The sequence below is a fragment of the Curtobacterium sp. NPDC092190 genome (assembly GCF_044755625.1).
GTDB lineage: Bacteria > Actinomycetota > Actinomycetes > Actinomycetales > Microbacteriaceae > Curtobacterium.
Window position 1 is genome coordinate 737192 of the sequence record NZ_JBIVRJ010000002.1, and the last position, 20576, is coordinate 757767.

The following is a 20576-nucleotide window of genomic DNA, read 5'->3' on the forward strand; positions in this document are numbered from 1 at the left end:
CCGCCGCCGCCGTCCGTTGTGAGAGGATCGTCCGGTGCTCGAGACCAGACCGCCCGCGCCGGGGGTGACGGACGGTGCGGCCGGCGGGACGACGACCTTCCGTCGGCGACTGACCACGGTCGCGGTCCCCGTCGTCCTCTGGTTCGTCATCGCCGCCCTCGGGTGGTTGCGCCTGACACCCGAGGTCCGAAACACGCTCTGGGCCGAGGACGGCAAGGTGTTCCTCGAGGAGCAGTACCGACTCGGCTTCGCGGGGGCGCTCTTCCACGACTACGCGGGCTACCTGCACGTCGTGCCCCGGATCGTGATCGCGATCGCCAGCGAGGTCGCCCCGGTCGACCGGTTCGCGGTGACCGTCTCCGCGCTCTGCGTCGCCGTCACGGCAGCGGTCGGCGCCGCGGTCTGGGTCCTGACGGCCGGCGTGCTCCGTTCCGTCGTCGCCCGGCTCCTGCTGGCGCTCGTCCCGGCGCTGGTGCCGCTCGGACCGATGGAGATCCAGGCCAACGCCGCGAACCTGCACTGGTTCCTGATGTTCCTCGTCCCCTTCGCCCTGCTCGCGCCGGTCCGCTCGTGGACGCGGGGGATCGTGCTCGGCGTCGCGACGCTGCTCGCCGGCCTCACCGAGATCCAGGTCGTCGCGTTCTTCCCGCTCTTCCTCCTCGGCATCCGCAACCGCCGGCGCTGGCCCGTGATCGCGGGCACCCTCGTGGGCGGTCTCGCACAGGTCGTGACGACGCTCTCGCACCCGCGTGCCGCGCCGACCGCGGAGCCCGACTCCGTGGCGGACATGCTGCTCGGGTACGCGGTGCAGCCGTTCGCCGGTTCCGCGACGTGGAGCATGCCGCGTGTGGGCGAGGTCATCGCGCACCACGGCACCTGGGTCGTCCTCGTGCCGCTCGCCCTCGCCGTGCTGCTCGCCGCGCTCGCGTTCTGGGCGGGGACGTCCGCGCAGCGCTGGACACTCGGCGCGATGCTCTGGGGCTCGGCCGCCGTGTGGTTCGGCGCGGTGGTGCTCAACCCGAACGAGATGCTCGCCTTCGCGCACTTCGACACGGCGAAGTGGTTGGGGAACTGGACCTTCCGGTACTCGGCCGCAGCCTCGATCTACGTCATCGGAGCCTTCGTCGTCATCGCCGACGTCGCACTGAGCCGCGGCGTCCGCCTGCCGGGTGTCTGGGTCCGGGGTCCGCGGGACCGACCACGCACTCCCTCCGCCTGGATCGCGACCGCAGCCGGCGCGCTCCTGCTGCTGGCGGTCGTCGCGTCGTTCGCGGCGAACTTCGCGGTGGACAAGGCGAACCGGCAGGGCGGACCGATCTGGGAACAGCAGGTCCGGACGTCGGAGGGCCGGTGCGAAGCCCACCCGGACGGAACCGCCTCCGTGCAGATCGCCCCAGGCCCGCAGTGGGCCGTGACGGTGCCGTGTGCCGTCATCGACCAGGACGCCGAGCGCTGACCGCGCCGGACCACCCCGACCGTGAGCAGGACATGACCCGCAACACCGAAGCCAAGCCCCTCGTGATCGTGCCGACCTACAACGAGGCCGAGAACATCAAGGACATCGCGGCACGCATCCTCGAGACCGTCCCCTCGGCAGGGCTGCTCGTCGTGGACGACGGCAGCCCGGACGGCACGGGCGACCTCGTCGAGGCGATGGCCCGGACCGACGAGCGGGTCCACCTGCTCCGTCGCTCCGGCAAGCTCGGCCTCGGGACGGCGTACGTCGCCGGGTTCCGCTGGGGGCTCGAGCACGGCTACGACCTGCTCGTCGAGATGGACGCCGACGGCTCGCACCCGGCCGACCGCCTGCCGGCGCTCATCGCCGCGGTCGCCGACGCGGACCCGTCGGACGACGTCCTGCTCGCCATCGGTTCGCGCTGGATGCGCGGTGGCTCGGTCGTGGACTGGCCCAAGCGCCGCGAGTTCCTGAGCCGTGGGGCCAACACCTACGCGCGCATCATGCTCGGCATCGACGTGCACGACATCACCGCCGGGTTCCGCGTCTACCGGGCGGACGCGATCGCGCGCATGGACCTCGGGTCGATCGACTCGAAGGGCTACTGCTTCCAGATCGACATGACCATCCGGACCCACGACCTCGGCGGGCGGATCGTCGAGGTGCCGATCCGGTTCCGTGACCGCATCCACGGTGTCTCCAAGATGAGCAAGGACATCATCGTCGAGGCGATGGTGCGGACGACGCAGTGGGGGCTCCAGCGCCGGTTCCGACCGCGGACCCGACGCTAGGGACCCCGGCCCCGGCCCCGGCCCGGCGCCGGCCACCGGCCGCGGGGTCGCCTGCGAGGGCAACGCGATCGGCTGCGACGGCAACGCGGTCGGTAGCCGCGCACGGTCAGGGGTGCGGGCGTTCCTCGAGCCGGGGGAGCCGCACGCGCCACGAGCGTCGGCGCGCGGCGACCACGAGCACCGTGACGAAGAGCATCAGGCCCGCGCCGTGCAGCAGGTAGCTCTCGGCCAGGCTCGTCACGCCCAGGAGCACGAGGACCGCCGCGGGCCAGACGTAGGCCACGCCGGGGAAGGTCGTCGCCGTCACCCACGACCGGGCGAAGGCGAGGAGTCCCGCTCCGAGGAGCAGCAGCATGCCCGCGAGGCCGACCTGCAGCCAGGCGTCGACGGCCGCGTCCAACCCGGACGTGAACCGGGCGCCGGACGGATCGATGAACGTGACGAACGGGACGACGGGCTCGCTCGGCCAGGTCCCCACCCAGCCCCAGCCCTGGATCGGCTTCTGCTCGATGAACGTGCGGATCTGCTCCCAGAGCTCGAGCCGTGTCGTCGTCCCACCGGCAGCTCCGATGCGGGGGAGCACCCGTGCACGGGTCACGACGAGCACCACTCCCGCCGCGACGACCAGGGTGGCGAGGACGCCGTCGAGCAGCGGCCGGACCGAGGGCCGTGCGTGCCGCAGGGTCCAGAGGGCGAGCGCGGTCCCGGCGAGGGCGATCGTCGCGAGCCCGGTGATCGGCGACTGCACGAGCATGAGCGTCACGACCGCGCCGCCCATGGACGCGACGGCACGCCACCGGGCCACCGAGCGGGTGAGGAACTCCACGACGAACGTCACCAGGGCGGTCACCGCGATGAAGCCCATGAAGTTGCGCGTCCCGCCGATGCCCTGGATCGGACCGCCGAAGGCGATGTCACCGCGGATGCCCAACGCCGGGATCGGCAGGTCGAGCACGAGCCCCGACAGCACCTCGAGCCCGAGCGACACGACCAGCAGGATGCGGAAGGCGTCGCCGCACGCCCGGATGACCTGGACGAGGTCGCGACCGAGCGCGAGGTACAGTCCGAGTCCGACGAACCCGACGGTGGCGGTGAGCCCGCGCAGGGCGACCCAGGAGTACTCGCTCCACAGCACGCTCAGCGCGCAGTACCCGACGAAGACGAGCAGTGACAGCGGCAGGACGCCGTGCCACTCGATCCGGTAGCGCTGCCCGAGCAGGCTGAGCCCGGCGAGCACGGCGAGGGTCACGAGCACCGACCAGGTGCCGGCAGGACCCACCAGGACGCGGACGGTCGGCTCGCCGAACGCGAAGAGCACGATGGTCGTCGCGAGTGCCTGGCTGAACCGACCGCCGGCGGAGAATCCGATCCAGGCGGACAGGTACCGGCGCGCGCGGATGCGTCGCGTCGTCCTGCCGTCCGTCATCCGTCCAGTCTGACGTACTCGGCCGCACGGGACCTGCGCCGTACCGGAGCGTCGATATCGCGGATCGTCGATCGCTCGCTAGCGTCGGACCCCGATGACATCGACGAGGGACCGGCTCCGACGCTCGGGCGCGGCCGTCGGGGTGGGGCTGCTGGCGGCGCTCGCGGCGTGGGTCCGACTCTGACCCGTCGCGCGCGGGACCGCCTGGGCCGAGGACGCCGGGCTCTTCTTCCGCGAGCACCTCGCCCTCGGAGCAGCCGCGAGCGTCGTCGAGCCGTACGCGGGGTACCTGCACGTCGTCCCGCGACTCGTCGTCGACGTCGGGTTCGCGCTGCCGATCGCCTGGTACGCCCTCACGGTGACGACGCTCTGCTGCGTCCTGACCGGAGCTGCGTGCGCCGGCGTCTTCGTCCTCGCCGCGGACGCCGTGCCGTCGCCGGTGCTCCGCGTCGTGCTGGCCGCGGTGCCGGTCCTGCTGCCCACGGCACCGTGGGAGGTGCTGGGCAACGCTGCGAACCTGCACACCACCGCCCTCCTGCTCGCGCCGTGGGTGTTCGCGCACCGTGCCCGGACCCGGACCGGGGCGGTGACGCTCGCCCTGGTCGCCGTGCTCGTCCTCACCACCGAGGTCCAGGCGCTGCTCTTCCTGCCGCTGCTCCTGCTCGCCTGGGTGCCGGGACGCGACCGAGCCCGGGCGACCGGAGCGTCCGCCGGACGCGCCGACGCGGCGTCCGCTGCGGTGCCCCCCGCATCGTCCGCGGTGCCCTCCCGCCGTGCGCGCGTCCTCCGCGCGCTGCCCGTCACCGTCGCGGCCCTCGGCGCTGGGGCCGCGCAGGTCGTGACGGCCCTCACCACCGACCGGGACTCGCCGCGGGGCGACCCCTCGGTCCGCGACGTCGCCTCGGGGTACCTGCTGCAGACCGTCGGCGGCCTGTGGCGAGCGGACCTGGCAGCGGTCGGCCGCGCGGTCGTGGCCTCGGGCTGGTGGGTGGTCGGGGTCCCCGCTGCGGTGCTCGTCGCGATCGTCGTCACGGCGGTCGTCGTCGGGCTGCGGGAGCGACGCCGTCGTGCGGTGCTGCTGGCGTCTGCCCTCGCCGTGGGGTCGGTCGTGGTGTGGTCGGCGGCACTGCTGGCCAACGCCTCGGCGAACGGACGGTGGTCCCGGTCCGACCCCGGCGCGCTGCTCGACGCGACACCCTCGCGCTACGCGGCCGCGGCCGGCATGCTGCTGAGCGCAGCGCTGGTGGTGTCGGCGTCGGTGCTCGTCGGACACGTGCTGCGGTCGGGCGCCCTGCACGCCACGGGCACGGACGCGGGCACGGACGCGGGCACGGGCACGGACGCGACCGTCGTCGGTGGGCACCGGTCGGTCCGGGTGGTCCGCCGCGCCCTCGGGTGGACGGTCGTCGCGGTCCTCGCGGCCACCTGGGTCGCCGCCTTCCCCGGTACGGCCCAGCGTGCGACGGGGCCGGAGTGGTACCCGCAGGTGGTCGCCGCCGAGGCACGGTGCCGACAGGACCCTGCCGGGACGGTGGTGATCGGTGCGCTGCCGTGGGAGGCACGGGTGCCCTGCGTGCTGGTGCTCGGCACCGGTGCCACCGGGCGGTGACGCCGCCCCTCAGCCCGACGTGGCGCGGAAGGCGCGTTGCGCGAGGGGAGTGCGCGGCCCGTCCCCGGTCGACGGCGGTTCCTCGTTCACGAGCACGATCCGCGTCTTGATCGCGACGAGGGCGAACAGCACCCAGTTCCCCTGGTAGAGCAGGCGCGACTCCGCGAGCGCCTGCACGAGCAGTGCGACCACGACGAGCAGCGGGAAGAGCGAGACCGGATCGAACGGCCGCTGCACGAGCCCGGGACCGTAGGACTCCCGCACGGCCCCCGACCACGACCTGCCGAAGGTGGTCAGGACGTACACGAGGAAGAGCGCCAGACCGACCAGGCCGGTCTGCATCCACACGTCGAGCGCCGCATCGTGCGCCTGGAGGTACTGGACGCCGTTCCGCGGCGCGAGTTCGGCGAGCATCGGGATGTCCGGCCACCAGTAGCCGATCCACCCCCAGCCGAGCACCGGGTGCTGCTCCGCCAGACCCACGACCGCGGTCCAGATCGTGCCCCGGCCCGTCAGGTCGGACGAACGGCCGAGCAGCGCCAGCAACGGAACGCGCGCGGCGACGGCGGCGACGACCAGGACGACCAGGCCGGCGACCACCGCGAGCACACGCGGTCCCCGGCGCCCGCTCGGGACGCGTCGGATCCACAGGGCGACCAGGAGGGCAACGACCACCGCGACCACGGCCAGGAACACCGTCGAGGACCGGGTGAGCAGCAGGGTGGCGGCCGCCACGACCAGCCACGCGACCGCCCGGCCCCGGCGCATCCGGCCGTCGACGAGCTGCACCGCGACGGCGATCGCCGCGAGCAGGGCGACCATCGCCAGCAGGTTGGCGTTGCCCGGCAGACCCTGGATGCGTCCGCCGGTGAACAGCTCGGCGCGCGAGAAGTAGAAGGCGTCCGGGATGTCCCGGTCGCCGTAGTCGGTCCAGATCGGCGCGATGGGGTGCCGCACGACGACGGCCACCACGGCCTCGAAGACCAGGGAGAGGCCGACGACCCAGCGGAACGCGGTGCTCGCGGCGTCGAGGATCCGGCGCCAGGAGAGCGTCGACGCGATCGCGAAGGCGACCAGCGCGCAGACCACCTGCGCCACGATGCTCGCGAGCGTCGCCGGTCGCCAGTGCGACCACGCGACCGACACCAGGCACCAGGCGAGGAAGAACCAGAGCGCGCGGGGCGTCCGGGTCAGCGGCGGTCGCGCACGCACCACGACGCTGATGCCCCAGGCGGCCTCGATCGCCCAGATCGTCGCGGCTCCGTACCACGTCGTCGTGTTCGGGACCGCGTCACCGGCGAACATCGTCAACAGGACGGTCACGGCGAGGGCGAACGCCTCACGCTCGGACACGGTCCCGCGGGCGATCGGCCAGGTGTTCGTCACGGGAGACAGGCTAGCGCCCCCGGTTCAGCGCTCGAGCGACGCGAGCGCCGAGCTGAGCCGGTCGCCGAGTGCCGGGGCGAGCGTCGTCGCGAACGTCGCCGTCAGGTGCGTCGGGTCGCGGTGCGTCACGACCCCGCCGATCACCGTGGGGCACGTGGTCCGGTCGCAGTACCAGTCCGTCATGTCGACGTACCGGGCACGGTCCCCGATCGCCGCGACGGCCTGCTCGCTGCCGTCGAAGGCCGCCAGGGCCTGGTCGCGCGGGAGGTCGCAGGCCCCGGTGGTCGGGCCCTGCATCTGCGCGAGGCACGCGATGACGTCGTCGCGCGCGGTCGGGTTGTCGCGGATCGCGATCACCGGGACGCCCGCGTCCGTCGCCGCCCGCCACGCGCCGACGAGACCGTCGACCACGGTCGCGTCGTTGCTGCTGCCGTCGGGGACGATGACCGGGCTCTTGGTCGCCGCGTGCGTCACCACGACGGCGTCGAGCTCGTCGTCGTGCTGCCGGACCCAGTCCACGGCGTTCTGCTTCCAGCCCTGGCAGCTGTCGGTGTAGCCCTGCGTGGGGGCCTGCTGCACGGCCGTCGTGAAGTAGCAGCCGATGTGCCCGGCGACGTCGATGCGCCAGTGCTCCCGCTCGGCGACCGCGCGGTAGGCCGTCATCAGGGCGTTGTTGTGCGAGTCACCGACGGCGAGCAGGTGCTTCCGGTACCCGGTCCTCGGTCCGAGCGCGCAGACGTTGAAGTCGGCCGTCGTGTTCGACCAGCAGTCGCCCGAGTTCGCGTCGTCGTGCTGCGCGGCGGCCGGGGCGGGGACCCGGACGTCGGCGAGGCGCGGGTTGACGCACGGGTCGTCCGAGCCGATGCGCGCGGCCGCGCCGAAGCAGTCGACGTCCCCGCGCGTCAGGCGCTCGGCGAACGCGGCCGCCTGCACCTGCTGGACCTGCACCGCGGCCAGCGTCCCGGCGCCGAGCGCGACGACCGCCACCGACGCCACCACGCCGAGCACGGCGACGCGTCGCGGACGGACACGTGCGGAACGGACCCGAGCGCGCAGCGGCTCCTCGACCAGCAGCGTGGACGCCGCGGCGAGGACCAGCGCCCCGACCAGGACCGCCACCTTGCTCGTGGTGCCGAGCTGGTGGCCGAGCACGATCGGCAGCAGGACGACGGCGGGCCAGTGCCACAGGTAGACCGCGTACGACGTCCGGCCGACGAACGCGACCGGCGGGGTCCGGCCGACGACGTCGAGGCCGCTGCGGGCACCGAGGGCGACCACGAGCGCGGCCGACACGACGGGCAGGAGCGCCGCGGTGCCGGGGTAGGGGGTCGTCGGCGTGATCACGAGGACCGACGCGACCAGTCCCGCGACGCCCAGCCACGTGCCTCCCGTCCGGACCGCACGCGCCCGACGCGAACGGGCGACGGCGAGCGGGACCGTCGCGACCAACCCGCCGAGCGCGAACTCCCACGCGCGCGTGGCGGTCGAGAAGTAGGCGATGCCGGGCGCGGTCTGCGTCTGCACGATCGACCACGCGAGGGAGACCCCCGCGACCGTGCCGAGCAGGAGGCGTGCCGTGAGGACGGGGTCCCGACGCCGGGCGCGGGCGAGCACGGCGCCGAGCAGCACGAGGAGCACCGGGAGTGCGATGTAGAACTGCTCCTCGACCGAGAGCGACCAGAAGTGCTGGAACGGCGACGGCCGGTTGTCGCTCGCCAGGTAGTCGACCGCGTCGGACGCGAGCTGCCAGTTCTGCAGGTACACCGTCGACGCGATCAGCTCGCGCCCGTACTGCCCCCACAGCGAGCTCGGGACGAGCAGCAGCACCGCGGCGCCGGTGGCCAGGAGCGTCAGGAACGCGCCGGGCAGCAACCGCCCGGCACGTCGTGCCCAGAAGGCGCCGAGGCGGATGCGCCCCGTCGCGGCCTGTTCGCGCACGAGGTGGCCGGTGATGAGGAAGCCGGAGACGACGAAGAAGACGTCGACCCCGACGAAGCCGCCGGGCAGCCGGTTCGGCCACAGGTGGTACAGCACGACGGCCAGCACGGCGAAGGCGCGCAGGGCCTGCACGTCCCATCGGGTCGACTCGGGGCGGCGCGGCTCGGACATCGCGGGGAGTCTATGCGAGAGCGGATCGTCGATGCCCCGGCCGGCTCCGGCACCACGTGCGGCGCCGAGCGGGCGCCGGTCCCCGCCCGGTACGCTCGCGGCATGTTCCTCGGCATCACCAACACGCCACGCGACTACGCCTGGGGTTCCACCAGCGCGATCCCCGAACTCCTCGGCCGCACCGTCACCGGTGCACCGCAGGCGGAGCTCTGGCTCGGCGCGCACGCGGGGAGCCCCAGCGTCGTCGTGAACCCGGCGATGGTGGGCGGTGCCGACACCCTGCGCGACTGGATCGACGCCGAGCCCGAGGCCGCGCTCGGCCCGGACCGCAGCGGCCTGCCGTTCCTGCTGAAGCTCCTCGCGGCGGCGGCACCCCTGTCGCTCCAGGCGCACCCCACGCCCGAGCAGGCCCGCGAGGGCTTCGCGCGCGAGGAGGCCGCGGGGATCCCGCTGGACGACCCGGCGCGCAACTACAAGGACCCGTTCCCCAAGCCCGAGCTCGTCGTCGCCCTCAGTGACCGGTTCGAGGCGCTCAGCGGCTTCCGCCCGGTCGGTGACTCCGTGGCCGAGGTCGAGTCGCTCGACGGCGGGAGCGGACGGCTCGGACCGCTGCTCGCGCACCTCGCGCAGGGGCTCGAGGACACCGTGCGCTGGCTCGAGACCGCCGACGCGTCGGCGCTCGCCGTGGTGCAGGCGGCGTCCGACCTCGCCACCGCCCTGCCGGAGGACGACCGCACCCCGAACGTGCAGACGGTGGTCGACCTGGCCGCCGCGTACCCGGGCGATCCCGGCGTGGTCGTGTCGATGCTCATGCACCGCGTCACGCTCCGGACCGGCGAGGCGATGTACCTGCCCGCGGGCAACGTGCACGCCTACCTCGACGGGCTCGGCATCGAGCTCATGGCGCCCTCGGACAACGTGCTCCGGGGTGGCCTGACGGCGAAGCACGTCGACGTCCCGGAACTCCTGCGGGTGCTCGACTTCACCGCGTACCCGGCACCGGTGCTGACCCCGGAACGCCTCGACCAGGGCGTCGACCGGTTCGCTCCGGACGGGGTCGGGTTCGCGCTCGTCCGCGTCACCGGCGACGGTCGTCCGGTCGGCCTCGGCACCGGCGGTGTGGCACCGCTCTCCGGCCCGAGCATCGCGGTCTGCACCACGGGTGCCGTGACCCTCGTCGGCGCGCGGTCCGCGACCCTGCTCCGCCAGGGGGAGTCCTGCTACGTCACGCCGGACGAGGGCGACGTGACGGTCGAGGCCGACGCCGCGACCGGTCTGACGTCCACGGTCTTCATCGCGACCGGTGCGTGAACACGCAGCGGCCTGCGGCCCGGGGGGACGGTGCCGTCCGCTAGCGTGACGAGCATGAGTTGGCTGGTCACCGGCGGTGCCGGGTACATCGGGTCCCACGTCGTCCGCGCGCTGCGCGCCGCAGGGATCGACACCGTCGCGTTCGACGACCTGTCGAGCGGGTTCCGTGCCTTCGTGCCGGAGGACGTGCCGTTCGTCGAGGGGACGATCCTCGACGGCGACCTGCTGGCCAGCACCCTCCGTGCGCACGCGGTGACCGGCGTCGTGCACGTCGCCGGCTTCAAGTACGCCGGCGTCTCGGTCGAGCGGCCGCTGCACACCTACGAGCAGAACGTCACCGGTACCGCGACCCTGCTCCGGGCGATGGCGGAGAACGGCGTCACCAAGGTCGTGTTCTCGTCGAGCGCCGCGGTCTACGGCACACCCGACGTCGACGTCGTCGTCGAGGACACCCCGAAGGCACCCGAGTCGCCCTACGGCGAGTCCAAGCTCATCGGCGAGTGGCTGCTCCGGGACATGGAGGTCGCCGCCGGGTTCGCCACCACCTCGCTCCGCTACTTCAACGTCGTCGGGTCGGGGGAGCCGGACCTGTACGACGCCAGCCCCCACAACCTGTTCCCGCTCGTGTTCGAGGCGCTGCTCGCCGGCCGGGTGCCGCGCATCAACGGCGACGACTACGACACCCCGGACGGCACCTGCGTCCGCGACTACATCCACGTCGCCGACCTCGCGCACTCGCACGCCGTCGCGGCGCAGAAGCTCGAGGCGGGCGAGCAGCTCGAGCGCGCCTACAACCTCGGCAGCGGGGACGGCGTGAGCGTCCGGCAGATCATGGACGCCATGGCGTCGGGCACCGGGATCGCGTTCGAGCCCGAGGTCGCGCCCCGGCGTCCGGGTGACCCCGCCCGGATCGTCGCGACCGGCGAGGCCGCCGCGCGCGACCTCGACTGGGCGATGCGGCACTCGCTCGACGAGATGGTGTCCAGCGCCTGGGAGGCCCGTCGCCGCGTCGGCTGAGGCCCGGGCACGGCGGTCGGAGTGCGCAGTGTGTCCCCCGATCGCCGGACAGACGGCCTGCGACACGCCCGTACGGGGGACATGACACGCCGCAGCGGTCAGCACCTTCTATGATCCGCGACTTGACGGAACGGAATCACACCGCTGTAATTACAGGCAGCGGCTTCGGTCGTTGCAGGCCGTCGTCGACATGTCAGGGGTGATCAGGGTGAACGGTTCCGACTTCCACGCCGGCGTGCCGGAGGACTGGCACGTCGACCCGGTGTCGCTCGGTGTCCCCGGTGTCCGCCGTGCCGAAGGCGACGAGGAGAACCCGCTGTCGTGGCAGGTCGACTCGCTCTGCGCCCAGACCGACCCCGAGGCGTTCTTCCCCGAGAAGGGCGGCTCCACCCGCGAGGCGAAGAAGATCTGCGGGTCGTGCGAGGTCCGGTCGCAGTGCCTCGAGTACGCGCTCGAGAACGACGAGCGCTTCGGCATCTGGGGCGGCCTCTCCGAACGCGAGCGCCGGAAGCTCCGCCGCCGCGCCTGACGCACCCACCGCGCGCAGCGCGACGGGCGTCGGTCGGCCTGGAGGCGCCTCCCGCCTCCGCCACCCACCGTCCGTTGATGGTGCGCACAGGTTGACGGCGCGCCGTTCCCGCAGACCGGTCCCGCGCCTCCAGACCGTAGAGTGACGCGCGTCATGCAGCCCAGTCCCGCGCAGCCCCGGTCCGCCCAGCCCCGCGTCACCGCGGTCCTCGTGACCGCGAACGGCGGCGAGCACCTCGACCGGACCCTGGACGCCCTCGTCGCCCAGACCCGGCACCCCGACAACCTGGTCGTCGTCGACGTCGGTTCCACCGACGGGTCGACGGCCGAGCTCGCCCTGGGCGGGTCCGCCGGGCTCGTGCGCCTGCCCGCCGGGCGCCCCTTCGGCGAGGCCGTCGCGGCGGGGGAGCGCGAAGCGCCGACCGCCGACGGCGACGACGGGACCGACGCAGCGCCCGACGAGTGGCTGTGGCTGCTCGGACACGACAACGCTCCGGCACCGACCGCACTCGCCGAGATGCTCTCCGCGGTCGAGATCGCGCCGTCCGTCGTGGTCGCCGGGCCGAAGCTCGTCGACACGGACGACCCCGCACGGATCCGTGCGTTCGGGGAGAGCACGACGCGCGCCGGCCGATCGCTGGCCCTCGTGCAGGACGAGCTCGACCAGGGCCAGCACGACCGGCACACCGACGTGATGGGCGTGTCCGCCGCCGGCATGCTCGTGCGCCGCTCGGTCTGGCGCGAACTCCGCGGCTTCGACCCGGCGCTGCCGGACGTCGACGCCGCGCTCGACCTCTGCATCCGTGCGCGCCTCGCCGGACACCGCGTCGCCGTGGTGCCCGAGGCCCGCGTGACGAGTGCCGGACCGATCGAGGAGTTCGGTCGCAAGCGCGTCTCCGAGGGGCGGCGCGTGCGCCTGCACCGCCAGGCGCAACTGCACCGCCGGCTGACGTACGCCCCCGCCGGGCTGCTCTGGTTGCACTGGCTGCTGCTCGTGCCGACCGCGCTCGTCCGAGCCGTCGGCCACCTCGTCGCGAAGCACCCCGCCGCGGTCTCCGGCGAACTCGCCGCCGCCCTCGCCGTGGCCTTCGGTGGCGGCGTCCGACGGGCGCGGGCGAACGCCGCGCGGACCCGTCGGGTCGGGTGGGCTGCCGTCGAGCCCCTCCGTGTCAGCTGGCGCCGGGTGCACGAGCGACGGACCACATCGCGCGACGTCGAACTCGCCCGGGTCGAGGACGCCCCGATCGCGCGGGCATCGTTCCTCGGCGACGGCGGCGTGTGGGTCGTGCTCGCGGCGGCCGCGCTCAGCGTGGTGACGCTGTACCCGCTGCTCGGCACCCCCGCGGTCACGGGCGGCGGACTCCTGCCGCTCAGCACCTCGGTCGGGCGGCTGTGGCAGAACGTCGGCTACGGCTGGCACTCGGTCGGGACCGGCTCCACCGGCCCGAGCGACCCGTTCGCCGCCGTGCTCGCCGTGCTCGGCTCGATCACCGCCTGGTCGCCGTCGACCTCGGTCGTGGTCGTGCTCCTGCTCTCGTTCCCGCTCGCCGCGCTCGGCGCCTGGTTCGTGGTCCGCAAGGTCACCACCCGCACCTGGGTGCCCGTCGTCGGTGCCGCGCTGTACACGATCACCCCGACGCTCGTCGGCGCCGTCACGACCGGACACCTCGGGGCCGTCATCGCGCACGTGCTGCTCCCGTGGCTGCTGCTGGCGGTGCTCGAGGCGCACCGCTCGTGGGCATGGGCGTCCGGCGCGTCGCTGCTCTTCGCGGTCGTCGCGGCCTCGGCGCCGTCGCTGCTGCCGGTCCTGCTGGTCGGGTGGGTCGTGTCCCTCGTCGTCGGCTGGCGGCGTGCGCACCGTCGGGTCTTCATCCCGGTCCCCGCCGCCGTGCTCTTCCTGCCGCTCGTCCTGGCGCAGGTCGCCCGCGGCAACCCGCTCGCCGTGTTCGCCGACCCGGGCGTCCCCTCCGCCACGCGCGCCCCCTCGGCGCTCCAGCTCGCGGTCGGGCAGCCGCTGCCGGACTGGAGCGGGTGGCTCCCCGCGACGACGCCCCTCGGGCTCGCGGCGTCGGTCCTGCCCGTCGCGATGGCCGTCCTCGCGCTGCCGGTCGTCGTGCTCGCGGTCGGGGCGCTCCTCGGACACCGCTGGGCCGTCGCCGGTGCAGCGCTCGTCCTGGCGCTCCTCGGCTACGCGACGGCCTTCGGTGCGACCCACCTCACCGTCACCGGGGTCGGTTCGACCACGACGATCGTGTGGCCCGGCAGCGCCCTGTCCGTGACGGCGCTCGGCATCGTGCTCGCGGCGTCGATCGGCATCGACGTGCTGCCGCGGACCGCTCCGGTCACCGCACTCGTCGCGGCGGTGTTCGCCGGGGTCGCGGTCACCCCCGCCTTCGCCGCGTCCACCCTCGGTGACACGCTCCTGCAGCCGACCACCGGACGGGTCCTGAGCGCCTACGTGAACGCCGAGGCCCAGGCCAACCCGGACGTCGGCACGCTGGTGGTCGACCCGCAGACCGACGGCTCCCTCGCGGTGTCGCTCGAACGCGGCCAGGGCTCGACGCTCGACGACCAGACGACGCTCGACTCCACCGCGCTCCGCCTCAGCAGGTCGGGCGCGCAGCTGGCCACGCTCGCCGGGAACCTCGCCAGCCGCAGCGGGTACGACCCCGAACCCGCGCTCCGCGAGCTCGGCATCTCGTTCGTGCTGCTCGACGACGCACCGGACGCCGACGCGGCGCAGCAGGTGCACGACCGTGCGGCCGGAGCGATCGGCCAGGACGCCCGGTTCACGAGCATCGGCGAGACCACCTCCGGTCGGCTCTTCCACTACGAGGGGGACGTCGACCGGGTGTCCACCGGTTCGGCCGCGACCCAGGCGACGCACGTGCTGTACCTGATCGTGCTCGGCGTGGTCTTCGGCGCAGCGGCCCTGCTCGCCGTCCCGACCGCCCCGCGTCGCCGCCGTGCCACCTCGAACGTCATCGAGGCCGAGGAACCCGCCACCACCTTCGACGAGGAGCGCGACGAATGAACACCGAGCACCGGTCCGTCCGACGGTGGGTCGTCCGCGGGACCGCGACCGCGGTCGCCGTGGTCGTCGCCGCCGGCGCCGTGACGGCCGCGCACGCGATCGGCACCGAGAGCACCGCGCTCCGCCCGGCGGGTCGACTCGTCACGCCGGTGCCCGCCGACGCCGAGCGCGTGTGCGCCGGCAGCGCGCTGCGGCTCTCGGACGAGTCCGGGAACGACGCGACGACGGCCAGCACCGTCGGGTCGTCGGAGGTCGCGACCGGCACCACCGGCAGCACCGTCGATCGGTCGACCCTCGGCTCGTCGACCACCGGCGGCAGCAACCCCCAGCTCCTCACCGCGCCCGCCGGTGACAGCACGCCGCGAGTCGCCGGCAGCACCTCGCAGAGCGTGTCGTCGGGGGACCTCGTCGGCTTCGGCGCGGCGTCCTGCGACGACCCCGGCCAGTCGACCTGGCTGGTCGGCGGCTCCACCGAGACCGGCCGGACCAGCCTCATCACGCTGTCGAACCCGACGGACGTCAACGCCACCGTGGACCTCGACGTGTTCGACGCCTCCGGTACCGTGCAGGCGCCCGGGACCACCGGCATCGTGGTCGCACCGAACACGCAGAAGGTCGTGCCGCTGTCCGGTTTCGTCGCCGACCAAGGGTCGACGGTCGTGCACGTGACCTCGTCCGGCGGGCAGATCGTCGCGCACATGCAGGAGAGCATCGTGCGGACGCTGACCCCGGGCGGCTACGACGTCGTCTCCGGCGGCGCCGCGCCGGCGCGGACGCAGGTGATCCCCGCGGTCGTGCTGAGCGGCGCCGAGGAGGCGCAGCGCGGCGACGACACCGAGGACGCCACCCCGGTGCTCCGCCTGTTCGTCCCCGGCGACCGCGCTGCACGCGTCACCGTCGGCATCACGACGGCGGACGGCGGCGGGTCGACGGTGAACGCGACCGCTGAGCCCGGGGTCGTCACCGACGTCGCCCTCGACGACTTCCCGGACGGGCGGTACTCGCTCACGGTGACGTCGACGGAGCCGCTCGTCGCGGGGGCCCGCACCACGAAGCCGACCGACGACGGTCGGACCGACCTCGGCTGGTTCGCGTCCGCGGAGCCCCTCGGCGACCGTGTCGTGACCGCGGTCGCGCCCGGCGGCGGGTCGCGGATGACCCTCGTCAACCCGACGCGGTCGGACGCGACGGTGACGATCACCTCGGGGGACCGTGAGCAGGAGGTGGACGTCGCCTCGGGCAGCACGGCCACCGTGCAGGTCCCCGTGTCGACGCAGCTCGAGCTCACCGGCGCCGAGGGGCTCGTCGCGGGCGTCAGCTACGACGCGGACGACGGCATCGCCGGCTTCCCGGTTCGGCCGGCGACGGAGGTCTCGACCCCGGTGCGCGTCTACCCCTGACGCCGAGGCCCGTCGATCAGCGGTGGCGGTGCCCGTCCGGCGCGTCGTCCCTGTCGGTCACCAGTGGCGGTACCGGTCGGGCGCCAGGTCCCACGGGTCCTTGTCGATGAGCTCGCCGACCGCACGGAACACCGCGGTCTCGATGATCACGCGGCGGTCCGTGTCGTCCTTCTCCGGACTCCGGGTGACCCGCTCGACGGGGATCCGGAACAGCGTCACACGCCGGTCGTCGCGGTCGACCCGCCAGCGGGGGAGGCGGTCCGGCAGCGTCTGGTCGGTCGGCATGTCGGCCACCTGGAACACCACCCCGGCGAGCTCGTCCGGCCAGAGCCCCATCAGGTAGTGGGCGGTGTCGCCGACGATGCGGTCGAACGTCTCGGCGCGCGTGATGACGGGCGCGAGCTCCGGTCCGGTGACACTCGACCGGCCACCGCGTCCGTGCCGTGACCGACCACGGGCGCGGTCGACGGGGGTGACGGTGGGGTGCTTCCGACGCATCCCGCCATCGTACGCGGCGAGGGCGTGGCCGACCCCGGCGACGGCCCTCGGCAGGCCGTCGCGGTGGTCCGCCCGGTAGGGTCGGTGCCGGTATGGACGTACGGATCTGCAGCAAGGTCGCCTGTGGCGCGAGCGCCTCGGCGACCCTGACGTACGACTACGGCGACTCCATGGTCGTCGTCGGGCCCCTCTCCACCCGTGTCGAGCCGCACGGGTACGACCTCTGTGCCCGCCACGCGGCCCGCCTGCGCGTGCCCCGCGGCTGGGACGTCGTGCGGCGCGAACCGATCCGGCGGGACGCAGCGCCCGCCGACTGAAGCGGCGCACGGCGGTCCCGGTGGCCCGCGCCGCCGACCGACGGCCGCCGTGTGCGTCGGTTCCGGTGGGACGTGTCCCGGCCCCCCCGCCGGAGGTGAGCCGGTCCGTCCAGCGTCTCCCGGTGCGGCCTGGAGGCCCGCCCGACGTCCGTGACGTCGTCTGACGGTCCGCGCCTCCCGGCGTGCCAGACTGACGCCATGTCGACCGAGACCCGCACCGCCGCCCCGTTCCGCGTCGCCGACCTCGCCCTCGCCGAGGCGGGTCGCCACCAGATCCGCCTGGCCGAGAACGAGATGCCGGGCCTGATGGCCCTGCGTCAGGAGTTCGGGCCGTCGCAGCCGCTCGCCGGTGCGCGGATCGCCGGGTCCCTGCACATGACGGTCCAGACCGCGGTCCTCATCGAGACCCTCGTCGCCCTCGGCGCGCAGGTCCGTTGGGCGAGCTGCAACATCTTCTCCACGCAGGACGAGGCCGCCGCGGCGGTCGCTGTGGGGCCCACGGGGACCCCGGCGTCACCCGCGGGCGTCCCGGTGTTCGCGTGGAAGGGCGAGACGCTCGACGAGTACTGGTGGTGCACCGACCGCATCTTCGACTGGAGCGCCGAGGCCGCTGCAGCGGGGGAGTCGTGGACGGGGCCGAACCTCATCCTCGACGACGGCGGGGACGCGACGATGCTCCTGCACACCGGTGCGGACGCCGAGGCCGCCGGACGTGCTCCGGAGCCGGGGGCCGACGCGAGCGCCGAGTGGCGGATCGTGCTCGCGACCGTCGCCGCGTCGCTCGAGCGCTCCACCGATCGCTGGACCCGCATCGCGGCCGAGGTGCAGGGCGTCACCGAGGAGACCACCACGGGCGTGCACCGGTTGTACGAGCTCGCTCGGAAGGGCCAGCTGCGCTTCCCGGCGATCAACGTCAACGACTCGGTGACGAAGTCCAAGTTCGACAACAAGTACGGCATCCGGCACTCGCTGCCCGACGGGCTCAACCGGGCCACCGACGTGCTCATCGGCGGCAAGGTCGCCTTCGTCGTGGGCTACGGGGACGTCGGCAAGGGCGCCGCCGAGGCGCTCCGCGGCCAGGGCGCCCGGGTCGTCGTGTCCGAGGTCGACCCGATCTGCGCACTGCAGGCGGCGATGGACGGCTACCAGGTCGCCCGGCTGGCGGACGTCGCCGGCGAGGTCGACATCGTGGTGACCTGCACCGGCAACCTCGGCGTCGTCGGGGTCGACGAGGTGCTCGCGCTGAAGCACCTGGCGGTCGTCGCGAACGTCGGACACTTCGACAACGAGATCGACATGGCGGGGCTCGAGGCGCTGCCGGGGGTCGAGAAGGTCGAGATCAAGCCGCAGGTGCACGAGTGGCGGCTGCCGAACGGCCGCTCGGTCCTGGTGCTGAGCGAGGGGCGGCTGATGAACCTCGGCAACGCGACGGGGCACCCCTCGTTCGTGATGAGCAACTCGTTCACGAACCAGGTCCTGGCGCAGATCGAACTGCACACGAGGCGCGAGGAGTACCCGACGGGGGTCTCCGTGCTGCCGAAGCACCTGGACGAGAAGGTCGCGCGCCTGCACCTGGACGCCCTCGGGGTCCGGCTCACCGAGCTCCGGCCGGAGCAGGCCGCCTACATCGGTGTGCCCGTCGAGGGCCCCTACAAGCCGGACCACTACCGGTACTGACCGCGCCGGCACCGCGCTGCTGCTCGGCTCCCGTCGCCGCGCGGGGCGGCGCCAGCGCCTCAGCGCGGGAAGCCCGGCGGCCTCGCCCCGGCGACGGCCGCTGCACCGTCGAGCAGTGCTGCCCGCGCCCGCAGTGCCCGCACGTCGCGCTCCCGCCGCACGGCGACGACGCCCGCGAGGAACACCTCGGGGTGGACGTCCGGCACCGGTGAGGCGTGCTCCGCGACCGCCGCCGCGAGCATCCGCGCGGCGGTCTCGCGCGCTTCCGGCCGCAGGTCGCCGGCCGACCGGAAGAAGGCCCCGAGGCGGTCCTCGAGCCGCTGCGGCAGCGCCGACACGTCCGCCACCGCTGCCCACGGCACGAGTTCGACCGGCAGCAGGACCTCGACGTCACGCCGACGTGCGCCGCGTTCGTGCTGCACGAAGGTGCCGGCGAGCAGGTCGCCGAGGCGTCTGGGGCGCGAGCCGAACAGCGCCACGACGAACGCGACGGAGCCCAGGGTGGACCAGAGCTCGAGCAGCCCGACCAGTGCGCGGGTGAAGGCGTGCCGGAACCCGATCGCGCCCCCGTCGACCCGCACCACCCGGGTCCCGGCGGCGTACCGTCCGACGCTCTTGCCCCGCGTGACGGTCTCGACCCCGGCCGGGACGAGCACGAGCACCGTCACCGCGGCCCCGATGCCGAGGGGCAGCAGCCACACGGTGTCGGCGCCGGGCGGCCACACCCTCGCGAGCCCGAACAGCAGCATGGCGAGCAGCGCCACGAGGCAGACCCCGTCGAGCAGCGCCGCCGCGAGTCGCAGCACGATGCCGGCCGGCTGCACGTCGAGCGCGACGGCCTCGCCGACGACGAGCTCGTCGGCGGTCTCGTCGAGCGTCCCGCCGAAGCGGGCGTCGGACAGGTCGCGTGGCACGCGCGTCTTCCCCATGGGATCATTCTCTCGTGAGCGGGTCCCCTCGGGGGCCCGGTGTGTGCGATCGGGGGAGGCACGTGGACCTGGAGGCCTACAGCGCGGTGCACGGCGACCGCTGGGACGAGGTCGACCGGCTCGCCCGCGCCCGACACGGGTCGGGCGCGGACGCGGACCGGCTGGTCAGCGGCTACCAGGAGGTCGCGACCGACCTCGCGCGGGTCCGCGGCGTCGCGCCCGGCTCCGCGGTGGGGGACCGCCTGTCCCGCACCGTGTTCCGCGCACGACTGCGCTTCACGGGCACGCCGGTCGACCCCCTGACCGCCGTCACGACGTTCTTCGCGCGGCACCTCCCGGCGGCGCTGTACCGCATCCGCTGGGTCACGGTCTGGGTCGCGGCGGCAACGGTCGCGATCACGGCGATCGTGGCCGTGTGGATCGCGTCGACCCCGGGAGCGGTCACGACGTTCGGCACGCCGGAGGCCCTGCGGCAGTACGCGACGGAGGACTTCCAGGCGTACTACTCCGATCACGGCCTGGGGGCGTTCACCGCGCAGGTGTGGTCGAACAACGCCTTCATCGCGGCACGCATGGTGGCCTTCGGCATCACGGGGCTCTACGTCCCGGTGTCGATCGTGCAGAACGCGGTGAGCCTCGGCGTCTCCGCGGCGATCATGCACTCGCAGGGGCGGCTCGGCGACTTCTTCCTCTGGATCGCTCCGCACGGTCAGCTCGAGCTGTACTCGGTCTTCCTCGCCGGTGCCGCCGGCCTGATGATCTGCTGGTCGTGGATCGCCCCCGGTGCGCGCACGCGGGCGCAGGCCCTGGCGGAGGACGGTCGAGCCCTCCTCACGGTCGCGGTCGGTCTCGCGCTCACCCTGCTCCTCTCCGGGCTGGTCGAGGGCGTGGTGACCCGCCAGGACTGGCCGTGGCCGGTGAAGATCGGCATCGGCACGGTCGCACTGGCCGCGGTGCTCTGGTACCAGTGGGTGCTCGGCGGCCGTGCGTTCCGCGCGGGTGAGCGCGGTGACGTCGAGGAGTTCGAGCGCGGCGCGACGGCGCTCACCGCGGGCTGAGCCGAGGGCTGCGCTGTGGGTCGTGCGCCC

16 protein-coding genes are annotated in these 20576 nt (G+C 73.8%); 11 read left to right on the forward strand and 5 right to left on the reverse strand.

The window, feature by feature from the left end:
- The first annotated feature begins 34 nt into the window (after positions 1–34).
- Positions 35–1456 (forward strand): hypothetical protein, encoded by a 1422-nt coding sequence (locus ACIQFY_RS07680; RefSeq protein ID WP_400339162.1) that lies wholly within the window; start codon positions 35–37, stop codon positions 1454–1456.
- A gap of 32 nt (positions 1457–1488) precedes the next feature.
- A complete protein-coding gene (locus tag ACIQFY_RS07685; protein ID WP_326495535.1) occupies positions 1489–2247 on the forward strand; it encodes a polyprenol monophosphomannose synthase in 759 nt (252 codons plus the stop codon).
- Between the two features lie 106 nt (positions 2248–2353).
- Here ACIQFY_RS07685 and ACIQFY_RS07690 read toward each other — a convergent pair whose 3' ends face one another.
- Positions 2354–3673 carry a hypothetical protein gene (locus ACIQFY_RS07690; RefSeq protein WP_066655006.1) on the reverse strand — a complete coding sequence of 440 codons (1320 nt, stop codon included), beginning with the start codon at positions 3671–3673 and terminating at the stop codon, positions 2354–2356.
- A gap of 358 nt (positions 3674–4031) precedes the next feature.
- Between ACIQFY_RS07690 and ACIQFY_RS07695 the strand changes: the two genes are divergently transcribed.
- Positions 4032–5282, forward strand: a complete 1251-nt coding sequence (locus tag ACIQFY_RS07695; protein WP_400339165.1) for a hypothetical protein — start codon at positions 4032–4034, stop codon at positions 5280–5282.
- A gap of 9 nt (positions 5283–5291) precedes the next feature.
- Here the strand turns inward: ACIQFY_RS07695 and ACIQFY_RS07700 are convergent, their stop codons facing one another.
- Both ACIQFY_RS07700 and ACIQFY_RS07705 read right to left on the reverse strand, forming a co-directional pair.
- Positions 5292–6668, reverse strand: coding sequence for an O-antigen ligase family protein (locus tag ACIQFY_RS07700; protein WP_400339168.1), 1377 nt, complete (start codon positions 6666–6668; stop codon positions 5292–5294).
- Positions 6669–6692: 24 nt separating this feature from the next.
- Entirely contained in the window at positions 6693–8777 is a 2085-nt protein-coding gene (locus ACIQFY_RS07705; protein ID WP_400339170.1) for an acyltransferase family protein, read from the reverse strand.
- 102 nt (positions 8778–8879) lie between these two features.
- Between ACIQFY_RS07705 and manA the strand changes: the two genes are divergently transcribed.
- The 5 genes from manA to ACIQFY_RS07730 all read left to right on the forward strand — a co-directional run bounded on the left by manA (position 8880) and on the right by ACIQFY_RS07730 (position 16067).
- Positions 8880–10088 (forward strand): mannose-6-phosphate isomerase, class I, encoded by a 1209-nt coding sequence (gene manA / locus ACIQFY_RS07710; RefSeq protein ID WP_400339172.1) that lies wholly within the window; start codon positions 8880–8882, stop codon positions 10086–10088.
- A gap of 54 nt (positions 10089–10142) precedes the next feature.
- Positions 10143–11105 carry a UDP-glucose 4-epimerase GalE gene (gene galE / locus ACIQFY_RS07715; protein WP_400339174.1) on the forward strand — a complete coding sequence of 321 codons (963 nt, stop codon included), beginning with the start codon at positions 10143–10145 and terminating at the stop codon, positions 11103–11105.
- A 190-nt stretch (positions 11106–11295) separates the two neighbouring features.
- Positions 11296–11634 carry a WhiB family transcriptional regulator gene (locus ACIQFY_RS07720; RefSeq protein WP_081985311.1) on the forward strand — a complete coding sequence of 113 codons (339 nt, stop codon included), beginning with the start codon at positions 11296–11298 and terminating at the stop codon, positions 11632–11634.
- A gap of 153 nt (positions 11635–11787) precedes the next feature.
- Positions 11788–14667, forward strand: a complete 2880-nt coding sequence (locus ACIQFY_RS07725; RefSeq protein WP_400339177.1) for a glycosyltransferase — start codon at positions 11788–11790, stop codon at positions 14665–14667.
- A complete protein-coding gene (locus tag ACIQFY_RS07730; RefSeq protein ID WP_326495543.1) occupies positions 14664–16067 on the forward strand; it encodes a DUF5719 family protein in 1404 nt (467 codons plus the stop codon). Before ACIQFY_RS07725 ends, ACIQFY_RS07730 begins: the two co-directional genes overlap by 4 nt.
- 57 nt (positions 16068–16124) lie before the next feature.
- Here the strand turns inward: ACIQFY_RS07730 and ACIQFY_RS07735 are convergent, their stop codons facing one another.
- The gene (locus ACIQFY_RS07735) at positions 16125–16565 is read right to left on the reverse strand and encodes a hypothetical protein (RefSeq protein WP_326495544.1); all 441 of its coding nucleotides are present in this window, start codon (positions 16563–16565) and stop codon (positions 16125–16127) included.
- A gap of 92 nt (positions 16566–16657) precedes the next feature.
- Between ACIQFY_RS07735 and ACIQFY_RS07740 the strand changes: the two genes are divergently transcribed.
- Positions 16658–16882: a DUF3499 family protein gene (locus ACIQFY_RS07740; RefSeq protein WP_066654995.1), complete on the forward strand. Its 225-nt coding sequence runs from the start codon at positions 16658–16660 to the stop codon at positions 16880–16882.
- 198 nt (positions 16883–17080) lie between these two features.
- The gene (gene ahcY / locus ACIQFY_RS07745) at positions 17081–18559 is read left to right on the forward strand and encodes an adenosylhomocysteinase (RefSeq protein WP_400339181.1); all 1479 of its coding nucleotides are present in this window, start codon (positions 17081–17083) and stop codon (positions 18557–18559) included.
- Positions 18560–18618: 59 nt separating this feature from the next.
- On the opposite strand, the gene ACIQFY_RS07750 is transcribed toward ahcY, so the two are convergent.
- Positions 18619–19488: an RDD family protein gene (locus ACIQFY_RS07750; RefSeq protein ID WP_326495546.1), complete on the reverse strand. Its 870-nt coding sequence runs from the start codon at positions 19486–19488 to the stop codon at positions 18619–18621.
- Positions 19489–19550: 62 nt separating this feature from the next.
- Here ACIQFY_RS07750 and ACIQFY_RS07755 point away from each other — a divergent pair, with 62 nt between their 5' ends.
- Positions 19551–20546 carry a stage II sporulation protein M gene (locus tag ACIQFY_RS07755; protein WP_066654991.1) on the forward strand — a complete coding sequence of 332 codons (996 nt, stop codon included), beginning with the start codon at positions 19551–19553 and terminating at the stop codon, positions 20544–20546.
- Positions 20547–20576: the final 30 nt, after the last annotated feature.

Excerpts from the sequence above, each read along its gene's own strand:
- ACIQFY_RS07685 (WP_326495535.1), top strand. The coding sequence starts at position 1,489 with ATGACCCGCAACACCGAAGCCAAGCCCCTCGTGATCGTGCCGACCTAC.
- ACIQFY_RS07690 (WP_066655006.1), bottom strand. The coding sequence starts at position 3,673 with ATGACGGACGGCAGGACGACGCGACGCATCCGCGCGCGCCGGTACCTG.
- ACIQFY_RS07705 (WP_400339170.1), bottom strand. The coding sequence starts at position 8,777 with ATGTCCGAGCCGCGCCGCCCCGAGTCGACCCGATGGGACGTGCAGGCC.
- manA (WP_400339172.1), top strand. The coding sequence starts at position 8,880 with ATGTTCCTCGGCATCACCAACACGCCACGCGACTACGCCTGGGGTTCC.
- galE (WP_400339174.1), top strand. The coding sequence starts at position 10,143 with ATGAGTTGGCTGGTCACCGGCGGTGCCGGGTACATCGGGTCCCACGTC.
- ACIQFY_RS07720 (WP_081985311.1), top strand. The coding sequence starts at position 11,296 with ATGTCAGGGGTGATCAGGGTGAACGGTTCCGACTTCCACGCCGGCGTG.
- ACIQFY_RS07725 (WP_400339177.1), top strand. The coding sequence starts at position 11,788 with ATGCAGCCCAGTCCCGCGCAGCCCCGGTCCGCCCAGCCCCGCGTCACC.
- ACIQFY_RS07730 (WP_326495543.1), top strand. The coding sequence starts at position 14,664 with ATGAACACCGAGCACCGGTCCGTCCGACGGTGGGTCGTCCGCGGGACC.
- ACIQFY_RS07735 (WP_326495544.1), bottom strand. The coding sequence starts at position 16,565 with ATGCGTCGGAAGCACCCCACCGTCACCCCCGTCGACCGCGCCCGTGGT.
- ACIQFY_RS07740 (WP_066654995.1), top strand. The coding sequence starts at position 16,658 with ATGGACGTACGGATCTGCAGCAAGGTCGCCTGTGGCGCGAGCGCCTCG.
- ahcY (WP_400339181.1), top strand. The coding sequence starts at position 17,081 with ATGTCGACCGAGACCCGCACCGCCGCCCCGTTCCGCGTCGCCGACCTC.
- ACIQFY_RS07750 (WP_326495546.1), bottom strand. The coding sequence starts at position 19,488 with ATGGGGAAGACGCGCGTGCCACGCGACCTGTCCGACGCCCGCTTCGGC.